Origin of the sequence: Faecalibacterium sp. i21-0019-B1 (assembly GCF_042852915.1) — a bacterium.
In the GTDB taxonomy this organism is placed as follows: domain Bacteria; phylum Bacillota; class Clostridia; order Oscillospirales; family Ruminococcaceae; genus Faecalibacterium; species Faecalibacterium taiwanense.
In genome coordinates this window covers 1375080-1393949 of sequence record NZ_AP031425.1, presented here as the reverse complement: position 1 = coordinate 1393949, position 18870 = coordinate 1375080, and the positions used below count along the sequence as shown (strand labels likewise).

General features: G+C 58.2%; 28 protein-coding genes. 23 read left to right on the top strand and 5 right to left on the bottom strand.

The window, feature by feature from the left end; all coding sequences use genetic code 11:
* Positions 1–2: 2 nt before the first annotated feature.
* The gene (locus tag ACGHP1_RS07065) at positions 3–146 is read right to left on the bottom strand and encodes a hypothetical protein (RefSeq protein WP_390508658.1); all 144 of its coding nucleotides are present in this window, start codon (positions 144–146) and stop codon (positions 3–5) included.
* A gap of 168 nt (positions 147–314) precedes the next feature.
* Here ACGHP1_RS07065 and ACGHP1_RS07060 point away from each other — a divergent pair, with 168 nt between their 5' ends.
* The 22 genes from ACGHP1_RS07060 (at position 315) to ACGHP1_RS06955 (ending at position 14774) form a co-directional block, all read left to right on the top strand.
* Positions 315–542, top strand: coding sequence for a hypothetical protein (locus ACGHP1_RS07060; protein WP_337678966.1), 228 nt, complete (start codon positions 315–317; stop codon positions 540–542).
* Positions 543–983: 441 nt separating this feature from the next.
* Positions 984–1616 carry a phage scaffolding protein gene (locus ACGHP1_RS07055; protein ID WP_390508655.1) on the top strand — a complete coding sequence of 211 codons (633 nt, stop codon included), beginning with the start codon at positions 984–986 and terminating at the stop codon, positions 1614–1616.
* 15 nt (positions 1617–1631) lie between these two features.
* A complete protein-coding gene (locus ACGHP1_RS07050; protein ID WP_390508653.1) occupies positions 1632–2627 on the top strand; it encodes a hypothetical protein in 996 nt (331 codons plus the stop codon).
* Between the two features lie 3 nt (positions 2628–2630).
* On the top strand, positions 2631–3026 hold the full coding sequence (locus ACGHP1_RS07045; protein WP_390508651.1) for a hypothetical protein: 396 nt from the start codon (positions 2631–2633) through the stop codon (positions 3024–3026).
* A gap of 13 nt (positions 3027–3039) precedes the next feature.
* Positions 3040–3468 carry a hypothetical protein gene (locus tag ACGHP1_RS07040; protein WP_390508649.1) on the top strand — a complete coding sequence of 143 codons (429 nt, stop codon included), beginning with the start codon at positions 3040–3042 and terminating at the stop codon, positions 3466–3468.
* Positions 3465–3821: a capsid protein gene (locus tag ACGHP1_RS07035; protein WP_390508647.1), complete on the top strand. Its 357-nt coding sequence runs from the start codon at positions 3465–3467 to the stop codon at positions 3819–3821. The genes ACGHP1_RS07040 and ACGHP1_RS07035 overlap by 4 nt, the downstream gene beginning before the upstream one ends.
* Positions 3818–4267: a hypothetical protein gene (locus ACGHP1_RS07030; protein ID WP_390508644.1), complete on the top strand. Its 450-nt coding sequence runs from the start codon at positions 3818–3820 to the stop codon at positions 4265–4267. Before ACGHP1_RS07035 ends, ACGHP1_RS07030 begins: the two co-directional genes overlap by 4 nt.
* Positions 4268–4270: 3 nt before the next feature.
* Positions 4271–4795 carry a phage tail tube protein gene (locus tag ACGHP1_RS07025; protein WP_390508642.1) on the top strand — a complete coding sequence of 175 codons (525 nt, stop codon included), beginning with the start codon at positions 4271–4273 and terminating at the stop codon, positions 4793–4795.
* Between the two features lie 63 nt (positions 4796–4858).
* Entirely contained in the window at positions 4859–5458 is a 600-nt protein-coding gene (locus ACGHP1_RS07020; RefSeq protein WP_390508640.1) for a DUF6673 family protein, read from the top strand.
* Positions 5451–6068, top strand: a complete 618-nt coding sequence (locus ACGHP1_RS07015) for a Gp15 family bacteriophage protein (RefSeq protein ID WP_390508638.1) — start codon at positions 5451–5453, stop codon at positions 6066–6068. Before ACGHP1_RS07020 ends, ACGHP1_RS07015 begins: the two co-directional genes overlap by 8 nt.
* Before the next feature lie 178 nt (positions 6069–6246).
* On the top strand, positions 6247–9588 hold the full coding sequence (locus ACGHP1_RS07010; protein ID WP_390508635.1) for a phage tail tape measure protein: 3342 nt from the start codon (positions 6247–6249) through the stop codon (positions 9586–9588).
* A 12-nt stretch (positions 9589–9600) separates the two neighbouring features.
* Positions 9601–10464 (top strand): phage distal tail protein, encoded by an 864-nt coding sequence (locus ACGHP1_RS07005; protein ID WP_390508633.1) that lies wholly within the window; start codon positions 9601–9603, stop codon positions 10462–10464.
* Between the two features lie 11 nt (positions 10465–10475).
* On the top strand, positions 10476–11468 hold the full coding sequence (locus ACGHP1_RS07000) for a siphovirus ReqiPepy6 Gp37-like family protein (protein WP_390508631.1): 993 nt from the start codon (positions 10476–10478) through the stop codon (positions 11466–11468).
* A gap of 12 nt (positions 11469–11480) precedes the next feature.
* Complete coding sequence (locus tag ACGHP1_RS06995; protein WP_390508629.1) at positions 11481–12470, top strand: phage baseplate protein; 990 nt, start codon at positions 11481–11483, stop codon at positions 12468–12470.
* 18 nt (positions 12471–12488) lie between these two features.
* Positions 12489–12881 carry a hypothetical protein gene (locus ACGHP1_RS06990; protein ID WP_390508627.1) on the top strand — a complete coding sequence of 131 codons (393 nt, stop codon included), beginning with the start codon at positions 12489–12491 and terminating at the stop codon, positions 12879–12881.
* A 31-nt stretch (positions 12882–12912) separates the two neighbouring features.
* Positions 12913–13059: a hypothetical protein gene (locus tag ACGHP1_RS06985; protein WP_349137301.1), complete on the top strand. Its 147-nt coding sequence runs from the start codon at positions 12913–12915 to the stop codon at positions 13057–13059.
* Positions 13060–13140: 81 nt separating this feature from the next.
* On the top strand, positions 13141–13554 hold the full coding sequence (locus tag ACGHP1_RS06980) for a YcbK family protein (protein ID WP_390508625.1): 414 nt from the start codon (positions 13141–13143) through the stop codon (positions 13552–13554).
* Between the two features lie 10 nt (positions 13555–13564).
* Entirely contained in the window at positions 13565–13834 is a 270-nt protein-coding gene (locus ACGHP1_RS06975) for a hypothetical protein (RefSeq protein WP_390508622.1), read from the top strand.
* A gap of 5 nt (positions 13835–13839) precedes the next feature.
* On the top strand, positions 13840–14142 hold the full coding sequence (locus ACGHP1_RS06970) for a hypothetical protein (protein ID WP_337678831.1): 303 nt from the start codon (positions 13840–13842) through the stop codon (positions 14140–14142).
* Between the two features lie 37 nt (positions 14143–14179).
* Entirely contained in the window at positions 14180–14446 is a 267-nt protein-coding gene (locus ACGHP1_RS06965) for a phage holin (RefSeq protein WP_390508619.1), read from the top strand.
* A gap of 3 nt (positions 14447–14449) precedes the next feature.
* Positions 14450–14656: a hypothetical protein gene (locus tag ACGHP1_RS06960; protein ID WP_390508616.1), complete on the top strand. Its 207-nt coding sequence runs from the start codon at positions 14450–14452 to the stop codon at positions 14654–14656.
* Positions 14643–14774 (top strand): hypothetical protein, encoded by a 132-nt coding sequence (locus ACGHP1_RS06955; protein ID WP_390508614.1) that lies wholly within the window; start codon positions 14643–14645, stop codon positions 14772–14774. The genes ACGHP1_RS06960 and ACGHP1_RS06955 overlap by 14 nt, the downstream gene beginning before the upstream one ends.
* A 298-nt stretch (positions 14775–15072) precedes the next feature.
* Here the strand turns inward: ACGHP1_RS06955 and ACGHP1_RS06950 are convergent, their stop codons facing one another.
* The 4 genes from ACGHP1_RS06950 to ACGHP1_RS06935 form a co-directional block, all read right to left on the bottom strand.
* Complete coding sequence (locus tag ACGHP1_RS06950; RefSeq protein ID WP_390508611.1) at positions 15073–15255, bottom strand: hypothetical protein; 183 nt, start codon at positions 15253–15255, stop codon at positions 15073–15075.
* Positions 15256–15521: 266 nt separating this feature from the next.
* On the bottom strand, positions 15522–16658 hold the full coding sequence (locus ACGHP1_RS06945; RefSeq protein ID WP_390508609.1) for a tyrosine-type recombinase/integrase: 1137 nt from the start codon (positions 16656–16658) through the stop codon (positions 15522–15524).
* 212 nt (positions 16659–16870) lie between these two features.
* Positions 16871–17551: an NYN domain-containing protein gene (locus ACGHP1_RS06940; protein WP_337678828.1), complete on the bottom strand. Its 681-nt coding sequence runs from the start codon at positions 17549–17551 to the stop codon at positions 16871–16873.
* 230 nt (positions 17552–17781) lie between these two features.
* The gene (locus ACGHP1_RS06935; protein ID WP_390508607.1) at positions 17782–18417 is read right to left on the bottom strand and encodes a LexA family protein; all 636 of its coding nucleotides are present in this window, start codon (positions 18415–18417) and stop codon (positions 17782–17784) included.
* A 158-nt stretch (positions 18418–18575) separates the two neighbouring features.
* Here ACGHP1_RS06935 and ACGHP1_RS06930 point away from each other — a divergent pair, with 158 nt between their 5' ends.
* Entirely contained in the window at positions 18576–18773 is a 198-nt protein-coding gene (locus ACGHP1_RS06930; RefSeq protein WP_227622660.1) for a helix-turn-helix transcriptional regulator, read from the top strand.
* Positions 18774–18870 lie beyond the last annotated feature (97 nt).

Below are 18870 nucleotides of genomic sequence, written 5' to 3'. Positions count from 1 at the left end.
GTTTAGTCCTCCTTGACCAGCTGCAGCATCTTAAACACGCGGTCCCACTGCTCCTGCGAAAGGGTACCGCCATTGTTCACCACTGCTTCGGCCGCGTTGATTTCCAGCCGCATCTCGGTCTTGCTCATCTCGTTCGGATTTGCCATTTTTCGTTTTCCTCCGTTATTTTTTATCCAGAAACCCTTCCGATGGCTGTATGTTACCTCTGCGCAAGCACAAAGTCAAGTTGTTTTTGATTTATTTTTTAATTTCTTTTTGTTGTTGACTTTTGCCATGGCAAGTCATATCCTTGTGGCAGGAAGGAGTGACCCAAAATGACCACATCATCCAGAGTGAAAGCCCTGCTGGAACTGACCAGCACCGACCAAAGCACTTTTGCCGCAGCGTTCGGCATGACCACCCCGCAGGCCATGAGTAACAAGCTGCGTAGGGACAGCTGGTCGGCAAAAGACCTCGCCAAGGCTGCCGTCCTCTGCGGCGCAAGGCTGGCATTCATCCTCCCGGATGGCTCCCAGCTTATCCTCGCCCCGGACGAGAAGTGACCGCTACACCACAAAACACCCCGCGCTGAAGAGGACAGACCTCCCGGCACGGGGCGTTTTGCTTGCATACAGTTGCAACAGAAATCCTGTCAGTTGCAACAAAAGGTTGCATACAAAGTTTGTAGACACGAAAAAGTGAGTGTTCATGCGGGTTTTTGGGCAAAACATACAGAGACATACTCAAACTCTTATCCTGACCCTTATCAGAAGAAAAGAAGAGTATACATGCGTGAGAACGCGCTTGATGCCCGCACGCGTAGGGTTTATAGGGATTTTGGTATGCTTTGTTTCAGGTATGCAGCGCTCAAGTCATAACGTTTTTGCCCGCCGGAGTGTGATACGATAGCACCAGATTACACCACGCACCCGGTGTCAGAGAGGTGCAAGGGCCCGCGCACAGCAACGCGACAACAATGCTGTAGGCCCAATGGGAGGTAGACCATGAAACGTGAGGATTTGAAAGCCATCGAGGGCCTGACCGAAGAGCAGATCAACGCAGTGATGCGGCTGCACGGTCTAGACGCAGCCGCCCATCAGGCCACTGTACAGGGCCTGCAGGCGCAGCTGGCCACTGCACAGCAGGGTCTGGCGGCCTTCGACGGCGTGGACGTCAACGATCTGCGCAGTCAGATCACCAACCTGACCAATCAGCTGAGCCAGCAGGCTGCAGAGTTCGCCTTCAACGGTGTGCTGCGCGCTGCGGCCCACGAGGCCGGTGCTTTGGACGAGAACGATGCTATCGCATTGCTGCCGAACAGAGCTACACTGCGCGAGAGCAAGAATCAGGCCGAGGATGTCAAGCAGGCATTCGCTGACCTCAAATCCCGCAAGCCGTACCTGTTCCAGCAGGGTGCCCCCGCCCCGCAGGACGGCGCAGGCCCGCAGCCGGGCGCTGAGCCGCAGGAGCCTACTAACCCGATCATCGTCCCGAAGCCCCGCAGCCAGGGCGGCAATGCACAACCCACCCTGCAGGAGTTTCTCCAGATGACCGGTGCCGAGCGCATGGCCCTGCGCACCCGCAATCCGGCACTTTTCCAGCAGCTCTCTGCTTTGGTGAGAGCTGCACGACACTAACGAGGTAACTGAACTATGCCTATTCCCGGCACTTTTGGTGGTTTTCCGTTTGACCCCGAGGTCTATCAGGGCTTCGTGGATCAGGAGGCCACCTTCTCCGATTCCATCCTTGCCTCCGGTATTCTGGCAAGCGACCAGAGTCTGGCCACTTCTCTGGATAACGGTAGCCCGATGGGCGCCATCCGTTTCTATAACCCGCTGGACCCTGACACCGACGCCCCGCTGGTCCGTGATGGCACCAATGATAACGTGCCCACCGAGATCTCCGGCGGCAAGCAGTCCTGGATCCGCATCGACCGCATGAAGGCATGGAAGGCCACCGAGCTGACCCGTGAGCTGACTGCCGCCGACCCTATGGCCGCTGTTGCCCGCAACACCGGACGCTACTGGCGCATGTACAAGCAGAGCCTGCTGGTCAAGCTGGTGGATTCCGTCCTGGGCCTGTCCGGGCTGGCGAACCATACCCTGACCGTCAAGACCGGCGGCGTCACCGCCAACCAGCTGATCGATGTGCAGCAGTCCGCCCTGGGCGATTTCTCCGGAAAGTTCGGTCTGCTGGTGGTGCACTCCAAGATTCTGGCCGAATACAAGAAGCTGGGCCTGCTGAACTACAACAAGTACGTAATCACCAACGTGCTGCAGAAGGAAGTCAGCCTGCCCACCATCAACGGTCTGGTTGTGGTCGAGAATGACCGCGGCACCGACGACGGCACCAACTACAACAGCTTCCTGCTGGGCCAGGGTTCCGTCCTGACTGCCGATCCTAAAGTCATCACCCCGGACTACACCGAGTATGACGCGGCCAAGGCAGGCGGCACCGATATCCTGTACAATAACCGCTCCTTCATCCTGCACCCGAACGGCGTCTCCTTTGACGGCGATAAGATCAACAAGCCCACCCCGACGGATGACGAGTTCACCAACAAGGCAAACTGGGCGCTGAAGTTCGACCACAAGAACGTGCGCATGGGCAAGATCACCATCCCCAAGGCAAACTTTGCCGAGGAGTAACCTATGGACAGCTGGCTGACCTACCCTGAGTACCTCGCGCAGCACCCCGGATCTGCGCTGACCGAGGCAGAGTTCACCCCGCGGGCGGTGGACGCAGCATTCTTCATCGAGAGCGCCACACGCTGGTGCGCCAGCCTTGCCAAAGAGCCCGAACAGCTGGCGCTTCTGGCACAGTGTCAGGCCCGGCTGGTGGCCCTCTCCGAAGAGGTCAGCGCCAGCTGGGACGGTGTGACCAGCGTGAGCAATCACGGCTACACCGAGAGCTATGCCAGCGGCATGGATATGCAGGCGTATCTGGGCAAACGGCAGAGCCAGATCGTGCACGAGGTGCTCTCTGCTCCGTCTACCCGGTGGATGCTGTATCAGGGCGGCGTGTATCACCCGCCCCGCAGACGCTGAGAGGAGGCCCGCCATGCGCAAACCTCTTCTCGCAACAAAGAGTGTCACGCTGGTGCATTGCATCCGGCAGGGCACTGGCAGCACCAGCTACACCACGGTGCTGTCTGGCGTGAGCTGCCGCGAGGTGGCCGCAGCCGGTACCGGCGCACAGTCCGGTGCAGGCTCCGGCTTTGCCCCGAAAAGCAGCTCCGAGATCTGCATTTTTCCGGGCCACTCCACAGCAGCCCCGCAGAGCACAGCAGAACCGCCGCTGGACGCGGCAAGCACCTTTCTCGACCCTGCCGCCTTCAAGGCCGCAGACGAAGCCGCAAGGGCCCGTCACTGGACGCTGGCCCCGGAGGATAAGGTGACACTGCCTAGCGGGCACGTCGGCACCGTCACCAGCGTACAGGATAACCGGGACGGGCGCTGCCCGCACTGGTACGTGGAGGTGACAGGATGAGCGGCCCGATCAACCTCGGCATCCACTGGGACCCGAATTTCCAGCACCGCACCGAGGCAGGCTTTCAGCGCCTGCAGAAGGAAGCGGACGGCGAGTTCATCCGGCTGGTCACGCCCTATGTTCCGGTACGCACTGGAGCGCTGCGAGGCAGCGCCAAGGACAGCACGGTGCTGGGCAGTGGCTTGATCCGGCACACCACGCCCTACGCAGCCGTGCAGTACTACCGTCTGCCCTGTGGGCAGGGTGTCCGAGAGGACGGCTGCGGGCCTCATTGGGGCGAGCGCTGCGTAGACGACCACAAAGAGGACTTTATCCAGTTTGTCAAGACCCGTGCTAAGGAGGTCAACAAATGAGCCAGACCGCAGACATCAAAGCCATGCTGGACTGGCTGGCCTCTTGCCCGCTGGCAACGACGCTCAACAACGGGGATGTTGTGTTCTCCATCGAATATCTGGGTGCCGACACCGGGCAGATGCAGTTCTCACTGGAAGCTACACCCACGGCAATGGTGCTGGAGCAGTTCTTCCTCGGCAGCCGCCGGGCGAAGAACTATGTTCTGGCATCCCGCATGGTCTACTCGCCCGAGGTCGTCCAGCAGGCCGCAAACAGCGCGTTCTGGGATGAATTTGCCGAGTGGGTAGAGAAACAGTCCGGACGGCGGAACCTTCCGGCGCTGTCTGACGGCAAAAAGGCCGAAAAGGTGGTCTGCCTGTCCCCCGGATACATCATGAGCCAGGATGCCAGCAGCTGCCGCTTCCAGATTCAACTTCAACTCCAGTACTACCAGAAAGGGAGATAATCTATGACTGTTGCCGAAACTCTGGCCGCGCTCAAGTCCGAGAAGGACATCGAGCCCAGCGCCGACTATGCAGGCGAGGAGAACACCGACGACTTCATCCTCGCCATTCAGACTGATAAAACCAAGCAGACCAAAGAATCCGCATGGATCGTCTGCGCCGACCACGTGAAGGAACACTCCGGCTCCCTGAATGCTTCCACCACGGACGAGGCGTTCATCCGCACCGGTACCGTCACCACCAAGACCGGCGCCCAGCGCACCCTTGCTGTCAACGGCAACCGCTGCGTAGGCGACGCGTTTCAGGATTTTGTGCTGAGCCACAAAATCAAGTACGGCACCGGTAAGGACGTGATCGTACCCTACGTTTACTTCAGCGTCCGCACCGGTAAGGGCGAGACGGGCAATGCTTCTCTGGTCGTCACCAGCGACGTGGGCGGCTCCGCAAACGCCCCCGCCACCTTTGCGGTGGACGTTAAGGCCGTCGGCACGCCCAAGGACTTTAACTACCTGACCGACGTCACCGCGTAACATAAAACCAATATCGCCCCTGTCACCTCTGGCAGGGGCGCATTTTATAGGAGGTACAGATACATGATCATCTGTGGACAGGAATTTGAATTTTCGGCGCTGAACGCCAACGACCTCGACCGTATGGACGCGGCGCAGCAGCACATGCAGGCGGCTTCTGACCGCGAGAGCAAGCGCGCGCATACGGGCACCGCCGACATCCTGCGCGGCCAGTGCCGCCTTATGATGGGCTACTTCGACGAGTTGCTGGGCGAGGGCGCATCAGAACGTCTGGGCCTGGACGGAAACAACTTTGGTGCCTGTGTCCGTGTGACGAACGCCATCAAGGAAGCCATCGCCGCAGAGCAGGCCACCGTAAAGCAGGCGGCTGCAATGCCCATGAACCGCGAGCAGCGCCGTGCCGTTGCTAAACAGAAAAAGACCGTCCCCTACAAGGTCATTTCTACGCCCAAGACTACAACCGAGGACACCTTCATCCGTGGTCAGACTGAGGTCTCTTACGGTGGTGAGCCCGACGTGGTGGTTCCCGCTCTGACCGACGAGCAGAAAACCGAGCAGCTGATCGATGCCCGGCAGGCCGTAGACGCTCTGCGGGACGATCCTGATGCCATGCAGCAGCTGGCGGCATACGCACTGCAGATCGCCGCAGAGCGCCATGTCTGATCTGCTGCTGGACGAGTTGCCCACCCGGTGGCACGGACACGAGATCGTCCCGGATTTCCGGCCCATGGTCTGGCTGGTCAACTCCTATGTCCGGGTCAGTGTTAACACTGACCCGGTGGGCTTTGCCCGGAGCGCCCTCTGGCGTTTTTACAAAGACCCACACTGCTTTCTGACGGACGACCAGATGCTCTTTGACGGGTACCGGCACCTGCTGGAATTTTATCAGGCGGGTGAAAAGGCGGCATCCGGCGGTGACACCTCCGGTGAATCGGAAGCACCAGCTACACTGCCCTTTGATTACCAGTGCGACGCGCCGTACATTGTGGCCGCGTTCCAGCGGCTGTACGGCATCGACCTGACGACCGAGCACGTCCACTGGTTCCGCTTCCGGGCGCTGCTGCGGGGCGTGATCGGCGAGGACTGCATGTTCAGCCGCATCATCGACTGGCGCACCGCAGACCTTTCCGACATGGACCCGGAGAAGCGCCGCATCTACGAAGAGCAGCGGGAACGCTTTGCCCTGCCCGCTGAGCTGAGAGGGGGTGCAGCACGTGCGCAGACCGTCGAAGAGCACAATGCAAGCTTCATTGCCCGTTTCCGTGGCCGCTGAACGCGCTCCCATCCCCTGCCCGCACTGCGGCAGACCGCTGCCGGTATGGGCAGAACCACACGCCGCAGCTGTCGGCGTGTGGGTAAAGTGCAAAAATCCCGCCTGTAAGCGGGAAATCGAGATAAAACTTTAAGCCTGTGCCCTTGTGCCCGCGCTCACGACTGAGAGGTGGACACACGTGGCAGATTACAGCATTACCGGCGATACCAAGCTGGACACCAGCGGCTTTACCAAAGGCGTATCCAGCATGACGGTTGCCGCTGGTAATCTGATTTCCGACCTGACCAAGACCGCTGCCACCAAGCTGGCGGGCCTGGCAAAATCCTCGGTCAGCGTCGGCATGAATTTTGATGCGTCCATGTCCCAGGTAGCCGCCACCATGGGTACCACGGTGGATCAGATCGACAATCTGACCAAGGTCGCCAAAGAGATGGGCAGCACCACCAAGTTCACCGCTACACAGGCAGCGGATGCTCTGAACTATCTGGCGCTGGCGGGCTATGACGCAAATAAAGCCGCCGAGGTGCTGCCCAGCGTGCTGAATCTGGCTGCGGCAGGCGGCATGGATCTGGCCTATGCGTCCGATCTCGTCACCGATGCTATGGCCTCGCTGAATATCGAAGCCAACAAGCAGAACGTGGACGACTTCGGCAACAAGCTGGCCATGGCGGCCAGCAAGGCCAATGCCAACGTTTCACAGCTGGGTGAAGCCATCCTGACCGTGGGCGGCACCGCAGCCAATCTGAAGGGCGGCACAACCGAGCTGACCACCGCTCTGGGTCTGCTGGCAAACGTGGGCATCAAGGGCGCGGAGGGCGGTACCCATCTGCGCAACATCATCCTGTCGCTGCAGTCCCCCACCGACGAAGCAGCCAAAAAGATGCAGAAGCTGGGCCTGCAAGTCTACGATTCGCAGGGCAAAATGCGCGGGCTGAACGACATTTTGAGCGACCTGAACAGTGCCATGAATGGCATGACGCAGGGCCAGAAGGACAGCATCATCAACCAGCTGTTCAACAAGACCGACCTCGCCGCCGTCAACGGCCTGCTGGCGGCGCAGGGTGATCAGTGGAACACCTTGGCCGCCCAGATTGATAACGCCGACGGTGCCATGGGGCAGATGGCTGAAACTCAGATCGACAATCTGCAGGGCGCTATGACCATCATGTCCTCGGCGTTCGAGGGGATGCAGCTGGCCGTCTATGATGAGCTGGAACCCACCCTGACTGAAGCGGTCAAGTGGGGCACAGACTGTCTCACCCAGCTGACCACCGCCCTGTCTGAGGGTGGCCCCGAAGCTATGCTGGCCGCTGCCGGTGAGATCATCTCCGATCTAGCGGCAGGCATTGCCGAGCAGCTGCCCGGGCTGATGACCACCGGCGTGGAGATCATCACCCAGCTGGCCCAGAACCTGACCGACACGATGCCTGCCATGCTGGACACCGGTGCTGAGGTGCTGGCAGCCCTCGCGCAAGGCATCATCAATGCCACTCCCGCCCTGCTCACCAGCGCCACCGAGATCATTGCCGAGTTTATGCTTTATCTCGGCGACCATGCAGACGAGATCATGGACACCGGTATGCAGCTGCTGGAGAGCCTCGTCATCGGCATCACCGATAACCTGCCCCAGCTCATCACGGCGGCAGCTGCCCTGATCGCCAAATGGGCAGCTGCCCTGATCGCCCATCTGCCGGACATCCTCAAGTGCGGTGCAGCTATGCTGACCACGCTGGTGGACGGTATTGTCTGCAGTCTTGAGAATCTGGCGGAGGCCGCCCTCGCCTGCGTAGCAAAGCTGGTGGGCGTGTGGGACGGCAGCATGGACGAGTGGGGCCATATTGGCGAGAACATCGTCAGCGGCCTGCTGAACGGTATCAAGGGCGCATGGAACAGCCTGACCAAGTGGGTCAGCAACGGCATCAACGGCCTTGTCTCCGGGGTCAAGGGGCGGCTGGGCATCCACTCCCCGTCCAAAGTCTTTGACGAGATCGGCGTGCAGGTTTGCAACGGTCTGGCTCAGGGTCTCAATCGTGGAAATAAGAAGGTCAAGGACGCAGCCAAGACCGTGGTCGCGTCCGTAACCGACAGCGCCACCACCCTCACCAATGGCGTGGCCAAGACCGTGGAGACCGTCACGGAACGGATGGCGAACGGTGCTACACAGCAGAAACAGACCATCACCGAGACTTCCCGGCAGATGGTGGGCGGTGTGCTGAAGGACATCAAGACCGTCACCAGCATTGCCGCCGACGGCACCAAGACCGTCAAGCAAACCATGGAGACCGTCCGCGAGACCGCCAAGACGGTCACCTCCACCTTCGAGACGCTGGCAGACGGGGTCAAGACCACCACCCAGACCGTCACCGAGACCCTGACCGACGGCACCGAGACCCAGAAACAGGTCATCACCGAGGTCTACGACGACGTGGTGGACGGTGCCCTCGTGACCATCGAGCGGGTCAAGACCATCGCCGCAGACGGCACCGTGCAGGTAGCCGAGACCACCAAGAAATCCGCTGCAGACACCTTTGACGGCCTGTGGAAGGAGCTGCAGACCGAAGCAGATACCGGCGTGCTGGGCACCTTCGATGATCTGTACACCGCCGTCAAGAATCAGGACTGGCTGAGCATCGGCAAGTGGGTGGCAAGCACCATCTACGGCGGTCTGACTGCCGACCAGAAAAAGCAGGTCAATGATTTTGCCCTTGGCATCGTGACTAAGCTCAACAAAGCGCTGGGCGGTGCCCGCGATCAGCTGGTGCAGGGAGCTATCGACCTTGGCGGGCAGATCGTGAACGGCCTGACCGGCGGCTTCTCTGAGGTCTGGCAGCAGGCGCAGGGCCTCGGCTCCACCCTGATAGAGATCTTCGGCGGGCTAAAAACACCGCTGAGCAATGCGGCCCTTGCCATCAGTCAGGGCATGAAAGGCGGCCTGATCTCCGCATTCCCGGAGATTCTTGCGTCTTTGGGCAGTCTGATCGGGTCTATCGGCGGCGCGTTCGTAGCAATGCTGGATGCCATCGCTGCGGCGCTGTTCCCTACTGGCTTTGGCACTCCGCAGGCTCTGCTGATGATCGCAGCGGGCGTAGCCCTTGCTGCCGTCATCGCGGGCATCGTTGCCTCGATCGGCGGCTCTTTCAGTAAGAAAGGTTCGTCCGGGCGCGGCAGCTCTTCCGGCGGGTCCTCCGGCTCCGGCGGCATGGGCAGCGTGGACATCACCACCGGCACCGGTAGTCTGGAAGATGCCATCAACGCCAACACCAAGGCGCTGGAAAAGACCAACTCTGCCCTTGCCGATATGATCCGGCAGGCGGGGGCGCTGGTGCTTTCCGACAACATGCGTCTGGGCAGCACCGTGGCTGCATCCGGCACAGCACAGGTGGTGTCCGCCGCCCGCAGCTACCACCGCGAGGGCGATACCACCATCAATCAGTACATCCAGAGCAAGGCTCAGACCGCCGCCGACCTTGCCCGCGAGACCCGCTGGGAAGCCGACAAGGCCAAGGCCCGCAAACGATGAAAGGAGGACACTGTGCTATTTAAGGACCATCTCAAAATCGTGACTGATGCCGGTGCCGTCCTGCATCTGGGCTGGGACTACGATGCCCCTTACGTTCTCGACCCGCTGAACGGGGTGGATGTGGACCTGCAGACCGCGCAGGGTGTCAATCAGATTGGCGACACCGTGGAGGGTCAGAGCGTCTCCGGCGTGTCCCGCACCCTCGATGTGGTGTTCTGGGGCGCGTATGCGCTGGACAATGCCCGGGCGTTCAGCAAAAAGCTGCCCTACTTCACCAAGGGCACCCTGTACTTTGGCGACCACTATTTCACCCGGTTCGTGCTGCAGAAAACGCCCTACTTTTCCAGCTACACGCCGCAGCCGCGCTGTTCGCTCATGCTCTACAGCGAAAAGCCCTTCTGGTACGACCTCAATGCCGTCAGCAGCGTGCTGGGCGGGTACGAAAAGGCGTTCCGCTTTCCTGTCTGCTACGACAGCCACATCTACGGCATCAAACGGGACGGCACGGCGGCAGTGCTACGCAACGAGGGCAGCCTGCCGGTGCCCTTCACGGCCACCCTGCGGTGCGACATGCCGGTGACGCATCCAAAGGTGGTGGATCTGCAGACCGGGGCCTTCATCGGCTTTGGCCTGACCCTGCAGCCGGACGAGACGCTGGAAATCTACCGCAGCACCTCTGACCGGCTGGCCTGCACTCTGACCCGGGCAGGCGTGACCGAGAACATCTTCTCCAAGCTGGACGAGGACAGCACCCTCACCGAGCTGCAGCCCGGCGATAACATGCTCTCCATGCAGGCCGAGAACGGCTCCGGCTACCTGCAGGCATCCGTGAGCTTTTACCCGATGGAGGCGGGCATCCTGCCCGAACCGCTATGAGAATAGACGTTTTGGACGCAGACACCCTTGCCCGCGTGGGCTGGGTGGACGTGTGGGTGTCCCTCTATTGGGACAGTCCCTATTACTCCGAGGGCAGCTTTACCCTTGAGGTGCGCCCCACCACCGAGAACCTGCAGCTTTTGCAGGAGGGCCGCTGGCTGGTGCGCAGCGACGAGAACTCCCGCATCCCCATGCGCATCTGCGCCCGCGCCAACCAGAACGAGGACGCAAACCTTGTGGTGTCCGGCTACCCGGCAACATGGCTGCTGACCAAGCGGGTGTCTGCGGTGAGCATCAAGAACCAGAACGCCGAAGCCGCCATGCGCAGCCTTGTGAGCGCCGCAAAGCCGTGGCCCCGCCTTGCGCTGGGCACCGAGTACGGCTTTGACACCACCTTTGAAAAGCAGACCTCCGGCGGTACGGTGTTCGACTACTGCAAGACCATCGGGCAGGCCTGTGATCTGGGGTTCCGCATCGTGCTGGACGGCAAGGGCAGCAAGAAAAAGCTGCTCTTCGAGTGCTTCCGGCCCACCTTCGACCCGAACCGCAGATACAGCCCCCGGTGGGGCAACCTGCTGAATGCCGGGTGGAGCTTTGCCGACACCGACTACGCCAACATCGCCCTTGTGCAGGGCGCTGGCGAAGGTGACGAGCGCGCCACCGTCTGGGTGGGCGATGTGAACGCTACAGGCTCCGACCGGCGGGAAATGTACGTCGATGCCCGTGACGTGCAGCCGGAGGACGGCGAGACCAGCACCAGCCAGAGCTATCTGGAAAAGCTGGCTGACCGGGGCGGTGAAAAGCTGCTGGCCCAGCTGCGCACCGGCAGCATCGAGTTTGACGTGGACGATGATACCCTGCAGGTGGGCGACGTGTTGAGCGCAAGCCTGCCCCAGCTGGGCTACACCGCCATGGTGCGGGTAGCCGACATCATCACCCAGAGCGAGGACAGCGGCACCACCCGCACCATCCGGCTGGGCACGCCCACATGGCACAAGACCTGAAAGGAGGACTTTATGGCTGATATCATTACTTACCCCGAAAACGGCATTACCTACGATGCCGACGACGCTTCGGGTTACCTCGCCACCCGCCTGAGCGGCGTGTACAGCGCCGAGGAGGATTTCTCCGTCACGGCACAGGGCGGCCTGAGCGTACAGGTGAGCGCCGGTCAGGCATGGGTGCGCCCGGCACGGTTCAAGGGCCGCAGCATCATCATGGAGCAGCCCACCACCGTGGTGCTCACCGAAGCGGACCCTGTACGCAGCCGCATTGACCGCATCGTGCTGCGCTACGATGCCGCCGCCAAAAAGACCAGCCTGCAGGTGCTGGAAGGTGTCCCGAATTCTGCCGGGCCTGCTGCCCCGGCCATCACCCGCACCGAGCTGATCTACGACCTCTGCCTTGCCGAGATCAAGCGCCCTGCAGGCTCCACCGCCGTTACCGCCGCCGACATCTACGACACGCGCGCAGATGAGACCGTCTGCGGCGTGATGCGGGATGGTGTGCATGGCATCCCCACCGGCACGCTGGTGCAGCAGTGGAAGGCCGTGATCGAATCCATGAGGGGTGGCAGCTTTTATACCCGTGCCGAGGTGGATGCGCTGTTGAAAAGCTTGAAAAGCGTGGATCCTTTTCCCGTGGGCAGCATCTACCAGAGCACCGCACGTACAAGCCCTGCCGCACTGTTCGGCGGTACATGGCAGGAGATTGCGCAGAACCGGGTACTGATGGGTGCTGGCAGCGGCCACGCAGCGGGCACCACCGTGGAGGCCGGACTGCCGAACATCACAGGCTCTTTTGTCGCGGATGTAAAAAAGGGTGAACATAAGGTATCCGGCGCATTCACTGCCGGCAGCGCGATCGCAACTACGGGCGAATACAATAACTTTTCTAATGTATATAAGTTCAGTCTGGATGCGTCCAAGTCTAATGCCATCTACGGCCGCAGCGCCACCGTGCAGCCTGCCGCCTACTATGTGCACATCTGGCAGCGCGTGGCATGAGAAAGGAGGGTTTGAACCATGAAGATCATTGACGAGACCGGCGCAGTCGTAGAAAGCCCCGACCTGACGCTGGGCTACCTGACCGATGACACCGAACCAGTGGAGCACCCGGCTGTGGAAGGTGTGGAGGAAGTGAGCCACTACGAGACCGTAACGGAGTATCCCGGCGGCGGCAGGGATGTGCGGAAGGTCATTGATGTGCCGGGCGTACCGGCAAGACCCGCGTGGACCGAGCAGCTGCCCATCCAGAGGTACATCCGCTACACCGCCGAAGAGCTGGCCGCGCAGGAAGAAGCGCGCAAAAAGGCCGAAGCCCGGGAGAAGCTGCCGGACACGGTGGCGGCACTGCAAAAAGAAAACGAGATGTTGAAACAGTGCTTGCTTGAAATGAGCGAGATTGTTTATGCATAAAATCACACAAACATTAGAAAGGTTGGTACGTATGATGGCGATGTTGTGGGCACAGGAAATCATGTCTGCTGAGACTATGGAGGAGGCAAAGGCTCTGTATGAGCGCTGCCCCCGCCTGCTGAAGGAGAAGGTCAAGGCAATTCTCATCAAGAGCGGCTTTGAGGAAATCACGCAGTAAGGACGCTGAGGGCAAGGCAGATCAGTAGCTGGAAGAGAACGTGAAAATCGGGGCCTGACCCCGTGAAAGGACGTGATACATATGGCGATCAAACAGTATAGCCTGAAGAAGGACGGCGCAGCGCAGCTCTCCCCCGCGTTCCGCGTGCGGGAGTTCCGCTGCCGCGACGGCACCGACACCATCCTCATTGACGAAGGCCTTGTGGTGCTGCTGCAGTGCATCCGGGAGCACTTTGGCAAGCCGGTGACCATCACCAGCGGCTACCGCACGGCCAGCCACAACACAAGGGTGGGCGGCTCTAAATCCAGCCAGCACCTGCTGGGCCGGGCCGCTGACATTCAGGTGCAGGATACCGACCCGCTGGCTGTGGCCGCCTACGCAGAGAGCCTGATGCCCGGCTGGGGCGGCGTGGGCCGCTACCCGGTCAAGGCAGGCCGGGCCAAGGGCTGGGTGCACGTGGACACCCGCCCGAACAAGAGCCGGTGGACGCTGTGAGGGGGACAACATGGCAAGTTACCTGATCTCTGATGCACCTTATGCATCGTGGCTCTCCGATGTATTAGCTACACTGGAAGAGCACAAAATCAGTCAGCTCGCGATAGCCGCACCTTTGCCCACGGGTGAAGTGTTCACCGGCTATTTCGGTATGGACACGATGGACAAGGCGCTGATCGCAACGAACATTCAGGCCGACGCTACCATGGATGTGGTCTGTGCCAACGGCCAGCGTATCCAGCAGGCGTGGGAAGATAACATTGAAGATTCGGAGGATTGATACCAATGCAGCAGATTTTCTCGTACATCTCCGCGCACTGGATGGAGGGAGCCATCTGGCTGCTGGGTCTTGGCTGGGGCTACCTCGTAAAGAAAGTAACCGAGTACAAAACCATCAAGGACGGCCTGCTGGCCATCATGCATGACCGGCTGTATCAGGCGTGCACCTACTACAGCCAGCAGGGCTGGATCAATGCCAGCGGCCTGAAGAACCTCGAATACTTATACCAAAGTTACCACGCGCTGGGCGGCAATGGCACCGGCACCGAGCTTTATAACCGGGCCAAGGCGCTGCCCATCCGCGATTAAATGCAAGCCCGGCGCTGCCGGGAGAAAGGACCTGACTATGACCGCACACACCTACAACGCACCCACCATCTCCGCAGGCACCATTGCCCGCACCGCCTGCCTGCTGCTGGCTCTGACCAATCAGGTGCTGTCTGCACTGGGCAAGCCCGTCCTGCCCATCGAGAGCCAGACCGTGGAGCAGCTGGTCACCGCTGGCATCACCACCGTGGCCGCGCTGGTCGCGTGGTGGAAGAACAACTCCTTCACCACCGCAGCCCTTCAGGCAGACCAGACCTACAACAAGCTGAAGGCACAGGGGAAGTAAGCCATGAACGCGGTATGTGTTGAAGATTTGCTCGAAGTGGTGGGGGCCATGAAAGGCGCAGCCGCTGACGAAAGCATCTCCGCATCGAAAGCAAGCGACAAGCTGGAACGAGTCGCGCACCTTGCAACCGAAGCAGCTTACAGCGCTGTCATTGACAAGCTGGAAGGGCTCCGGGTTTATGCAGTAACTCGCTTGGATGACACGGAATAGGCCGCACGGCATCACCACGGTGGCCGCGCCGGTGAGCTGGTGGAACAACAACAGCTTCATTCCTGCAGCCCTTCAGGCAGACCAGACCTACGACAAGCTGAAGGCACAGGGGAAGTAAGCTACACAGCGCTGCAGCGCCAAGTCCTCTCCCCGCCTCTATGTTATGCATACCAGGGAGGGGACGCATACTACTCCCGGCAGCCCCGCAAAGGCGCAACCGCCGGGCGATTTGGAGCACGTGCAGAGGGATGTAAGAATTCGTAGTAAGACATCAAAAATAAACGTCATTCTGTCATTTTCTTGTCGTTCGAGTCCCCTCCCTCGCACCAAAAACCAGTACACATCGTGTGCTGGTTTTTCTTTTTGTGCGAGGGAGGGGATCTCGAACAAGGCGGCGGCATTTATGCCGCAAGCAATCAGCCCAGTGCAACAACGACGACCGCAGCCTGCGGCTGAAACAGGGAGGAGTTGTTGGGGCCGCGTTCTGATTTTTCAAAGCCCTGCCAAGGGGCTGCGGAAAAATCAGCTAACGCAACCCGTTGCTGTTGCTTAGCCTGCGGGTCCCAATCAATAGGAATGTCTATCAGGGGTGTACTCATTTTGTACCGGTTTCTTTTTGTGCGAGGAAGAGGGCTCGAACAACACTATTTATTATATAAAAGAAAGCGCGATGAATTCTGAGAACTCATCGCGTTTTTTCTCTTATGCGGGTAGTGGGGGTCGAACAACAAAAAATGATTGAGCGACGTCAAAAACGTATCTGCAACGCGCCTAAACACTTGCTAAAAAGGTAGTGCGGTTGGTTTGTAGCCCATGTATTTTGCTACATTTACAAAAAAGAGTGTTACCAAAACTGTTACCAGATTCAGGCCTGTGCCTTTTTGAATGCCGCGGTGGTAGCGGCAGCAAGATCTTCCCTCTGACCATCAAGCTCGTGCCGATACACTCCGGCAGTATCCATGTTCTTGCTGTGACCGACCAGCATCTTCAGCTGGCTGTCGGTCAATACGCCGGATTCAATGCTGACGAAAGTGTGCCGCATCTCATACAGCGTGACCTGAGGCTCAATGCCATTGTCACGCTGGTACTTCTTCCAGCGCTTGAATAAAGCTCTCTGGTTCGGGATCTGGAACAAAGGGGTGGTATAGTTCAGCGGGATATCGGAAGCCTTCAGCAAGGCTACCTGCGCTTCGTAGGCCTCATGGGCTTCCTCGCCCATGTCAAATGAGCGAATGGCGTTTTCGTTCTTGCCGGTGGTTTCCTCATCCAACCGGTTGATGCTGCGGCGCAGATTGACCGTGTTTCCTTTGATATCACCATACCAGAGCCCCACAAGTTCACCGGGGCGTACACCTGTAGCAACTGCAAACCGGTAGGCATAGACATACTCGTCAAAGACCAGCTTGCCATAGTAAAGGCGGGTGTCCACATCAAACAGAACTTTCAAAGCGGTCGGCTGTAAAATCTTTTTCTTCCCCATGCGGGCATTCTTCGGGATAGACAGCTCAGGGAACATCGTACTGTACCTGTTCCGGCGGCACCATTTCAAAAAGCTGATCTCCGTTGAGCGGATCGTCATAATGGTCTTGCGGCTCAAAGGCTTGTCGCTTGACCTACGCTGACGCTCCTTTTTAAGGCATCGCTTTTTGAAAGACATATTGATGGCTTTTTGCAGATCGCCTTCGGTCAGCTCGTCAATGCGGATGTCCCCACAGACAGGCAGAATATAGTAATCTCCGTATTTCTTGCACTGCTCAACATAGGATGTGCCGCAGGTGAGCTTCAGCTCTTCCACCCACTCGGCATAGAGGGTGGCTACCTTCTTCCTGCCGTCCCGGATACTGTCATCCAGCCATGCGTCCGCTTTTGCGTTTGCTTCCCGTTGTCCTGTTCGGCCCGGCGTGCTGCTGTAAAAGCGCTTGCGGGTACCGTTCTTCTGCACCGCGATGCACCAGCGGCTTTCCTTCTCGACCCAAAATGCCGTGTTGGTTCTCTTTTTCATAAAATCCACCTCCATACACAAGGGTACACTTTGACAAGCCTGCCCGGAGGTGGTACAATACAAGTGTTCATGTTGGATTGTACCCTCTGGGGCAAGCCACTCTGCAAACGCTCTCGGTGTTGGTAGCACCGGGGCGTTTTTTGTTTTTATTGAGCTGTTGCAGATTTTGCAACGGCTGGAAGCAATGTGCAAAATTTGCACATTGTTTGGCCTTACTTCTTCGCTTCAGCTTTTTCGCTGCGCTTACGCCACTGGCTCTTCAGGCCGTCAATATGCTCAAACAGATCAGGCTTGATATCAGCCCACATCGGGTCAAGGATAAAGTCCACGCCCTCCCGTCGGGCAAGCTTGGCAGCGGGGACAAAATCACTGTCACCGGCAATCAGAATGATCTGATCAACCTGCTTCTTATACGCGAGTGACGCAATATCAACACCAACACGCATGTCCACGCCCTTTTGCTGAGCCACAAAAACGAAATCGTCCTCGGTCAGCTCTTCCAGCTGCTTTGTGCCAGCAAGAAGCTTGCGGGTCACATCCGGGCGCAGATTGTAGGCTATTTGGTTGGACAATGTACCAAGGCGGAGTGCAAATTTTCTGCGCTTCCGCAATTCTTCCAAAAAGGTCTGCGTCCATGTATAAGTATCAGATTTGTCCAAATCCACATTCTTCTTTGTCAGCGGGTGGTACACGCTGCGGCGGCCTACTGGCTCACAATCGTAATAGAAAATGCGGTACAGCTGACGCTCCTCGTTGCCGTCCTTATCGTGAAGGTGAGCCATACAGTAAGCATTCAGTTCCTTCGCACGTTCCTCGGCGGTCTTTTTGCCCCACAAGTGGGCTGCACGTTTGCGGTAAAAGCCGCCATCAACCAGAATTGCTGTCTTTGCCATTTGTGTTACACTTCCTTTGGTAAAAAATAAGACCCCAGGATTCAGCCTTCCCCATATCGGCGGGGGGCTTACTACCAGGGGTCTGTTAAGCATTTTGAAACATCATGTTTCTGACGGCATCCTGTAAAGATGCACCCCTATTATATGCGTTTTTGTTGATTTTGTCAACTCATTTTGCAAAATAATCAATTATTGGTTATTTTTCGCAAATTTTAGTGAAATATCGCTTTTCACCCTACCCAGTGCGTCCAGCCTACGGCCTTGCCCTCAATGTGCACCTCTTCCAGCTGGGGGCCGGTGTAGATCATGGGCGCATAAGCCGGGTTTGCGGGCATCAGGGTCAACGTGCCGGGGTTGTAATATACCCGCTTGAGGGTGGCTTCACCATCAATGCGCACCGCTGCGATCTCGCCGTTCTCCACCTCCGGCTGGATGCGGATATACACCACGTCTTTATCGTGAATGCCGGCATCCACCATGCTGTCACCGTGGCAGGTCAGGGAAAAATCGCACCGGATGTTCTCCGGCACGTCCACCATTTTTTCAATGTTCTGCTCTGCCGTGATGGGTTCCCCGCAGGCAATGGCTCCGATCAGCGGGATCTTCTTCATCTTTGGCATCGGCTCAAAGCCCGGGGGGATGGTAGGCTTCTTGGGCTCCGGCTGTTCTTCCCAGCCCATCAGGTAGGCGGGGGATACTTTCAGCCGTTTGGCAATAGCGTCAACCTTGTCTGTCGGTATATTGGTTACAATATTATTTTCATACTTATATACAGCCTGCTTTGATACGCCGATGTAATCGGCAAGCTCCTGTTGGGTTACATCTTGCTCTTGACGTACCTGTCGAATGCGATCGCCTACAGTCACCGTGAGCACCTCCTTTGATGTCTATAGTATAGCAGATAAACCACCAGTTTACAATATTTTTAATTCAATTATCAAAAATAACTTGACAGGTTACAAATATGATGCTATTATACTTGTGACCTCATAAGTTACACAGGGGCCGTTTGGAGGTGAAAAGTGTGGTAAACGTCAATTTGCTCAAGTCGTACATGGTCAAAGCAGGCTACACTCAAAAAATGTTGGCTCAGGAACTTGGAATTTCTGAGCAGACCTTAACACGCAAGCTCAAGAAACGTGTTTTTGGTACAGATGAAGCCTCAAAGATTGTGGAACTTTTGAGTATCGACAATCCGCAGGCCGTATTTTTTGGCCATTAAGTAACTTGACAAGTTACATTTCAAGGGAGGTGAAGAAGATGAAAATTAAAATCACTGGCGAGCCCAAAGAAATTGCCGCTCTTGTATTAGCGGTACA